Origin of the sequence: Methyloceanibacter sp., from assembly GCF_050728395.1 — a bacterium.
Lineage (GTDB): Bacteria > Pseudomonadota > Alphaproteobacteria > Rhizobiales > Methyloligellaceae > Methyloceanibacter.
In genome coordinates this window covers 1-6,197 of the sequence record NZ_JBOHJB010000130.1, presented here as the reverse complement: position 1 = coordinate 6,197, position 6,197 = coordinate 1, and the positions used below count along the sequence as shown (strand labels likewise).

At 65.0% G+C, this 6,197-nt stretch carries 5 protein-coding genes and 1 pseudogene; 4 read left to right on the top strand and 2 right to left on the bottom strand.

The window, feature by feature from the left end; translation table 11 throughout:
• Positions 1–753, top strand: a pseudogene (locus ACREC7_RS15265) (hypothetical protein); the annotation flags it as partial.
• A 171-nt stretch (positions 754–924) separates the two neighbouring features.
• Positions 925–2,865, top strand: coding sequence for an ATP-dependent zinc metalloprotease FtsH (gene ftsH / locus ACREC7_RS15260; protein ID WP_431556549.1), 1,941 nt, complete (start codon positions 925–927; stop codon positions 2,863–2,865).
• 68 nt (positions 2,866–2,933) lie between these two features.
• Here ftsH and ACREC7_RS15255 read toward each other — a convergent pair whose 3' ends face one another.
• Together ACREC7_RS15255 and ACREC7_RS15250 are read right to left on the bottom strand one after the other, a co-directional pair.
• Positions 2,934–3,131 (bottom strand): type II toxin-antitoxin system HicA family toxin, encoded by a 198-nt coding sequence (locus tag ACREC7_RS15255; protein WP_431556548.1) that lies wholly within the window; start codon positions 3,129–3,131, stop codon positions 2,934–2,936.
• On the bottom strand, positions 3,131–3,367 hold the full coding sequence (locus ACREC7_RS15250; protein WP_431556547.1) for a DUF1902 domain-containing protein: 237 nt from the start codon (positions 3,365–3,367) through the stop codon (positions 3,131–3,133). Before ACREC7_RS15250 ends, ACREC7_RS15255 begins: the two co-directional genes overlap by 1 nt.
• 99 nt (positions 3,368–3,466) lie before the next feature.
• Here ACREC7_RS15250 and folP point away from each other — a divergent pair, with 99 nt between their 5' ends.
• Both folP and glmM read left to right on the top strand, forming a co-directional pair.
• Positions 3,467–4,534 (top strand): dihydropteroate synthase, encoded by a 1,068-nt coding sequence (gene folP / locus ACREC7_RS15245; protein WP_431556546.1) that lies wholly within the window; start codon positions 3,467–3,469, stop codon positions 4,532–4,534.
• A gap of 179 nt (positions 4,535–4,713) precedes the next feature.
• A complete protein-coding gene (gene glmM, locus ACREC7_RS15240; protein WP_431556545.1) occupies positions 4,714–6,063 on the top strand; it encodes a phosphoglucosamine mutase in 1,350 nt (449 codons plus the stop codon).
• Positions 6,064–6,197: the final 134 nt, after the last annotated feature.

Genomic DNA, 6,197 nt, shown 5'->3' with positions numbered 1-6,197 from the left:
GGCGTCGCCTGGGTCGAAGATCCGAGCAACCGCGATCAGCGATTCGAGCGCGCCGAGATGCGCGCTTGCAGCGATGCGCTGGCGAGACTCGGATTGACCGCTCGCGCGCTCGCGCGCTCGGCGCAGAGGCTGAGGCGGGCGCGGGCGGCACTCGATCACGCCGCGGACGCGTTTCTCGCCGAGCATGGCGCCATGAGCGAAGCAGGCTATTGCCTGATTGCCCGCGACGCGCTGGTCGCTGTCCCCGCGGAAATCGCGCTTCGCGTGCTGGCGCGGGCGGTCGGCGCTGTCGGCGGGCGGGAGACGAAGCTGCGGCTTGCGAAGCTCGAGGCGCTGCTTGCGAGCCTGGTCGAGAGCCCGAGGGGAGCGCACACGCTCGGCGGCTGCCGTCTACAGCCCGTCGGTGAACGTCTCGGCGTTTTTCGTGAGAGCAGGGGAACCGGTCTTCCCACGCTGCGACTGGCTCCCGGGGAACGTGCGCTGTGGGACAACCGCTTCAGAGTCGAGCTTGAGGCAAGCGCGAGTGTACCCGTCACCGTCGGCGCGCTCGGTGAATCACGCTGGCGCGATCTTCGTGCCTCCGCCCCTTGGCTGAACGCGCTGCCGCGCTTCGCCGGCGCCACGCTTCCGGCGTGCCTTGCGGGGGGATCGATCGTGCTCCCGCGCCTTGGGCTTGGCTCCGATGTCGGCGACGAGGCAACCGGTTGTCTCAGCGCGCGTTTCGTCAATGCGCCCTCAACGCGCCGCATTTGAGGAATGCGGTTGAGGAAGCGTGTACTTCTTTAGGCTAGCTTTACTTGGAAATGGGTTCGTTCCAACCTATGTTAAGAAATCCTATAGGTTAGTGAGGGTCCGCCAGCGAGGGCCTAGTGCCGGCGATATCGGTGCCGGCGTCCTTTCAGGTGCGGTTCAACCAGGGTCGTCATGAACACGAATTTCCGTAACTTCGCCATCTGGGTTTTCATCGGCCTTCTGCTGGTGGCTCTGTTCAATCTGTTCCAGAGCCCCGGCGTTCATGTCCGCGGCAATGAAATCAGCTTCTCGCAGCTTCTGAGCGATGTCGACAGCGGCAACGTGCAGGATGTGACCATCGCGGGCAGTCAAATCACCGGCCATTATTCGGATGGCCGGAATTTCCAGACCTACGCGCCCAACGATCCTGGTCTGGTCGACAGGCTGAACAAGAAGGGCGTGAAGATCACCGCCAAGCCGTCCGAGGACGACGTGCCGTCGCTGCTCGGCGTGCTCGTGTCCTGGTTCCCCATGCTGCTGCTCATCGCCGTGTGGATCTTCTTCATGCGCCAGATGCAGTCCGGCGGCGGCCGGGCCATGGGCTTCGGCAAGTCCAAGGCGAAGCTGCTCACCGAGCGCCATGGCCGCGTCACCTTCGATGACGTCGCCGGCGTCGATGAGGCGAAGGAAGATCTACAGGAGATCGTCGAGTTCCTGCGCGACCCGCAGAAGTTTCAGAAGCTCGGCGGGCGCATCCCGCGCGGCGCGCTGCTCGTCGGCCCCCCCGGCACCGGCAAGACGCTGCTTGCCCGCGCCATCGCCGGCGAGGCCAATGTGCCGTTCTTCACCATCTCGGGCTCCGACTTCGTCGAGATGTTCGTCGGCGTCGGCGCGAGCCGAGTGCGCGACATGTTCGACCAGGCGAAGAAGAACGCGCCTTGCATCATCTTCATCGACGAGATCGACGCCGTCGGCCGTCATCGCGGCGCAGGCCTCGGCGGCGGCAATGACGAGCGCGAGCAGACGCTCAATCAGCTGCTGGTCGAGATGGACGGCTTCGAGGCCAATGAAGGTATCATCCTGATCGCCGCGACCAACCGTCCCGACGTGCTCGATCCTGCTCTGTTGCGTCCAGGCCGCTTCGACCGCCAGGTGGTGGTGCCGCGCCCCGACATCATCGGCCGCGAGAAGATCCTCAAGGTGCATGTGCGCAAGGTGCCGCTCGGTCCGGACGTCGAGCTCCGCACCATTGCGCGCGGCACGCCGGGCTTCTCCGGCGCCGATCTCGCCAATCTCGTCAACGAGGCGGCGCTGCTCGCCGCGCGCCGCTCCAAGCGGCTCGTCATGCAGATCGAGTTCGAGGACGCCAAGGACAAGGTGATGATGGGCGCCGAGCGCCGCTCCATGGTCATGACCGAGGAGGAGAAGACGCTGACCGCCTATCACGAGGGCGGCCACGCTCTGGTGGCCCTGAATCAGGAGGCGTCAGATCCGGTGCACAAGGCGACCATCATCCCGCGCGGCCGCGCGCTTGGCATGGTCATGCGCCTGCCTGAGCGCGACATGCTGTCTTACACGCGCGCCAAGCTTAAGGCCGACATCACCGTCGCCATGGGCGGACGCGTGGCGGAGGAACTGGTGTTCGGCTACGAGAAGGTGACCTCTGGTGCCTCCTCTGACATCAAGATGGCGACGCTGTTGGCGCGCGCTATGGTCACGCAATACGGCATGTCGGACAAGCTCGGGCCGCTCGCTTACGGCGACAACGAGGAGGAGGTTTTCCTCGGCCACTCCATCGCGCGGACCCAGAACATGTCCGACGAGACCCAGACCATCGTCGATGAGGAGATCCACCGCCTGGTCGATGAGGGTTACGAGACGGCGCGCAAGATCATCGATGAGCATATCGACGATCTGCATTTGATCGCGCGAGGCTTGCTCGAATACGAGACGTTGTCCGGCGACGAGATCAAGAACTTGCTCAAGGGCAAGCCGCCGGTGCGCGAATTCGCGGCCGATTTGTCGCCGCGTCCGGCGCCGGCCTCGGCCGTTCCCACCGCCGGCCGCGGCAAGAAGGCGCCCCCTGAGCCTGAGCCCGACACTGGAGGCATGGCGCCCCAGCCCACGAGCTAGGCGTGAACGATCTTGCATTGACGAATGGCCGGGCTTGTCCCGGCCATTTCTCTTTTGACGTCGCTTGGTCAGAAGGCTTTCGGTAGCCCAGCCTGTTTGAGCGTGTAGTTTGCCCAATGCCGTGACTTAATGTGGCTGTCGACCATGAATCGGCGGCCGTTAATAGGGCTCTGCCAAATTTCGTGGTCGCCCTTGCCGTGACGAACGAAGGTGCAGCCGGCTTCTCTCAGGAGCGATTTCACCCGCGGCGTGTAGTTGTCCGCCATCAGGCGACGCGCTTGGCGTGCTCGATGCGTTCGGCGGTGATGGCGAAGGGGACGTCCCCAGCGCCGCCCGGTAACAGGCCGTTCTCCTCCAGAAGCTCAGGAATCACGACCTTTAATTTTTCGACCAGAAGTTCGAAGGTGTCGGCGCCTGTGGCAAGTCCGGGCACGTCATCGCTGGAAGCAACCCAAACTTCCGCCTCGGCATCCCATTCAGCCTTCACGTGATAGGGTGACATGTCACCTCCAGGCTTGCTGCTGGGCGAATATAGGGTGCTTCCGCATCTCAGGCGAGAGCTGACGCTGCCATAAGCGGCGCGGCGTGCTAAGGCATCGTCATGGCGGACGCAAAGCTCTATCTCAGGCCCATCGGATTCCTTTACGGCGATACGGCGGCCGAGGCCGTGGCGGAGGGCGCGGCGCTGCCCCTGGCCGGAGGCGCGATCTCCTTCACCGCAGCGGAGCTGATCGAGGGCGTGCCGGCCTCGACCGAGCGGCGCCTTGTCGCCGCCAAGGACCTTCATGCCTCGCACGATGCTGAGCTTGCGTCTCTGCTCGAGCGGCTCACTGCTCCGCGGCCGCCCTTTGCCGGGCTCACCTTCACGCGCTCCCTGATCATGGGCATCGTCAATGTCACGCCGGACTCGTTCTCGGACGGTGGCCTCTACGATTCGACGGAAGGCGCTATCGTCCGTGCCGCCGAGTTGGCTGCCGGCGGCGCCGACATCGTCGATGTCGGGGGCGAATCGACCCGTCCGGGCTCCGATCCGGTGGCGGAGGGTGACGAGCTCGGCCGCGTGCTCCCCGTGCTCGAAGGGCTCGCCGGGCTCCAGGCAGCGGTCTCCATCGATACGCGAAAGGCATCCGTGGCGCGGGCTGCGGCGCGCGCTGGGGCCACGATCTTCAACGACGTCTCGGCGCTGACCTATGACCCGGATAGCCTTGCCGCGGCGGCTGAAACCGGGCTTTCCGTGATCCTCATGCATGCCAAGGGCGAGCCCAAGACCATGCATCTCGATCCCCGCTATGACGACGTGGTGCTCGAGGTCTACGACTATCTTGCGGGTCGCATCGCCGCGGCGGAAGCTGCCGGCATCGAGCGCGCCCGCATCGCCGCTGACCCCGGGATCGGCTTCGGCAAGACCATGGACCATACGCTCGCGCTGCTCGCCAATCTCAGCCTGCTGCATGGGCTCGGGGTGCCGCTCCTCGTCGGCGCCTCGCGCAAGCGCTTCATCGGCGGGGTGGCAGGCGGCGAAACACCGCAGTCGCGGGAGCCAGGTTCCTTCGCCGTCGCCCTTGTGGCGGCGGCGCAAGGCGCCCAGATTTTGCGGGTTCACGACGTGGAAGGTACCCGCCAGGCGCTCTCCGTGTGGCGGGGATGCATGGCCGGAACCGGGGCCTAATCCGCTTGCGTCGTGGAGAAAAGGGGTTAAACCCCCTGATTCACCAATCGGAATTGGTGTAACGTTTGCTTACACTTTGTGAACGGCTGTGCAATAGAGCAGGAGCATAATTCCATGACACGCCGACCTAATCGCAAAAGGCGGGCGGCGCCTTTGGGGGACTAGGGGGACATCGGCCCATGGCTCGCAGATTCTTTGGCACGGATGGAATCCGTGGCAGCGCCAATTCCACACCCATGACGTCCGAGGTCGCGCTCCGCGTGGGCATGGCCGCCGGCAAGCTTTTCACCAACGGCTCCTACCGCCATCGCGTGGTGATCGGCAAGGACACCAGGCTCTCCGGCTACATGATCGAATCGGCCCTCGTGTCGGGCTTTACCGCCGTGGGCATGGACGTTTTCCAGCTCGGGCCGATGCCGACCCCGGCCGTTGCCATGCTGACGCGGTCGCTCCGCGCCGATCTCGGCGTGATGATCTCAGCCTCGCACAATCCCTTTGCCGATAACGGCATCAAGCTATTCGGCCCCGACGGCTACAAGCTATCCGACGATACCGAGCTTCAGGTCGAGGAGCTGATGCTCGGCGACATGACCGACCTGCTCGCAACGCCCGACAAGATCGGCAGGGCAACCCGCATCGACAGTGCGCGGGAACGCTATATCGAGTTCGCCAAGCGCACGCTGCCCAAGAACCTCCGCTTCGACGGTATCAGGGCGGTGATCGATTGCGCCAACGGGGCAGCCTACAAGGTGGCGCCAGAGGCGCTGTGGGAGCTTGGCGCCGACGTGGTCAAGCTCGGGGTTGATCCCGACGGCTTCAACATCAACAAGGACTGCGGCTCGACCGCGCCCGGCGACCTCATCCGCAAAGTCGGTGAGGTGCGCGCCGATATCGGCATCGCGCTCGACGGCGACGCCGACCGCGTGGTCATCGTCGACGAGAAGGGCCGCATGATCGACGGCGATCAGCTCATGGCGGTCATCGCCGAATCCTGGCTGCGGCGCGGGCGCCTTGCCGGCGGCGGCGTCGTCGCCACGGTCATGTCCAATCTCGGGCTCGAGCGCTATCTCCTGGACCTCGGCCTTGGCCTGCAACGCACGCCGGTGGGCGACCGTTATGTGGTCGAGCACATGCGGCAGCATGGCTACAATGTCGGCGGCGAGCAGTCGGGCCATATCGTCCTGTCCGATTATTCGACAACCGGCGACGGCCTGGTCACCGCCTTGCAAATCCTCGCCGTGGTGGCGCAGAGCGGCAAGCCGGTGAGCGAGATCTGCAACCGCTTCGAGCCGCTGCCGCAAGTCCTGAAGAACGTCCGCTACAAGAACGGCCATCAACCCTTGGACAATATCGCCGTGCGCAAGGCGATCGACACCGGCAAGTCGCGGCTCGGCAAGACCGGGCGCCTGGTCATTCGCCCGTCAGGTACCGAGCCGGTGATCCGCGTCATGGCGGAGGGCGACGACGTGAAGCTTGTGGATACGGTGGTTTCCGACATCGTGCACGCGCTCACCGACGCTGCGGCGTAGAGCAAGGTCCTCTCTGACTCTGTACCGCTCCCCCCTTGCGGGGGAGCACGACCGACCGCGGGTCGGTCGGAGGGGGGTTAGACCGTTCCGAAGATTTGTCGGGAACCCCCCTCCCTAACCCTCCCCCTCAAAGG

Coding starts and splice junctions, on each gene's coding strand:
- ACREC7_RS15255 (WP_431556548.1), bottom strand. CDS start 3,131: ATGGCGGACAACTACACGCCGCGGGTGAAATCGCTCCTGAGAGAAGCC.
- folP (WP_431556546.1), top strand. CDS start 3,467: ATGGCGGACGCAAAGCTCTATCTCAGGCCCATCGGATTCCTTTACGGC.
- glmM (WP_431556545.1), top strand. CDS start 4,714: ATGGCTCGCAGATTCTTTGGCACGGATGGAATCCGTGGCAGCGCCAAT.
- ACREC7_RS15250 (WP_431556547.1), bottom strand. CDS start 3,367: ATGTCACCCTATCACGTGAAGGCTGAATGGGATGCCGAGGCGGAAGTT.
- ftsH (WP_431556549.1), top strand. CDS start 925: ATGAACACGAATTTCCGTAACTTCGCCATCTGGGTTTTCATCGGCCTT.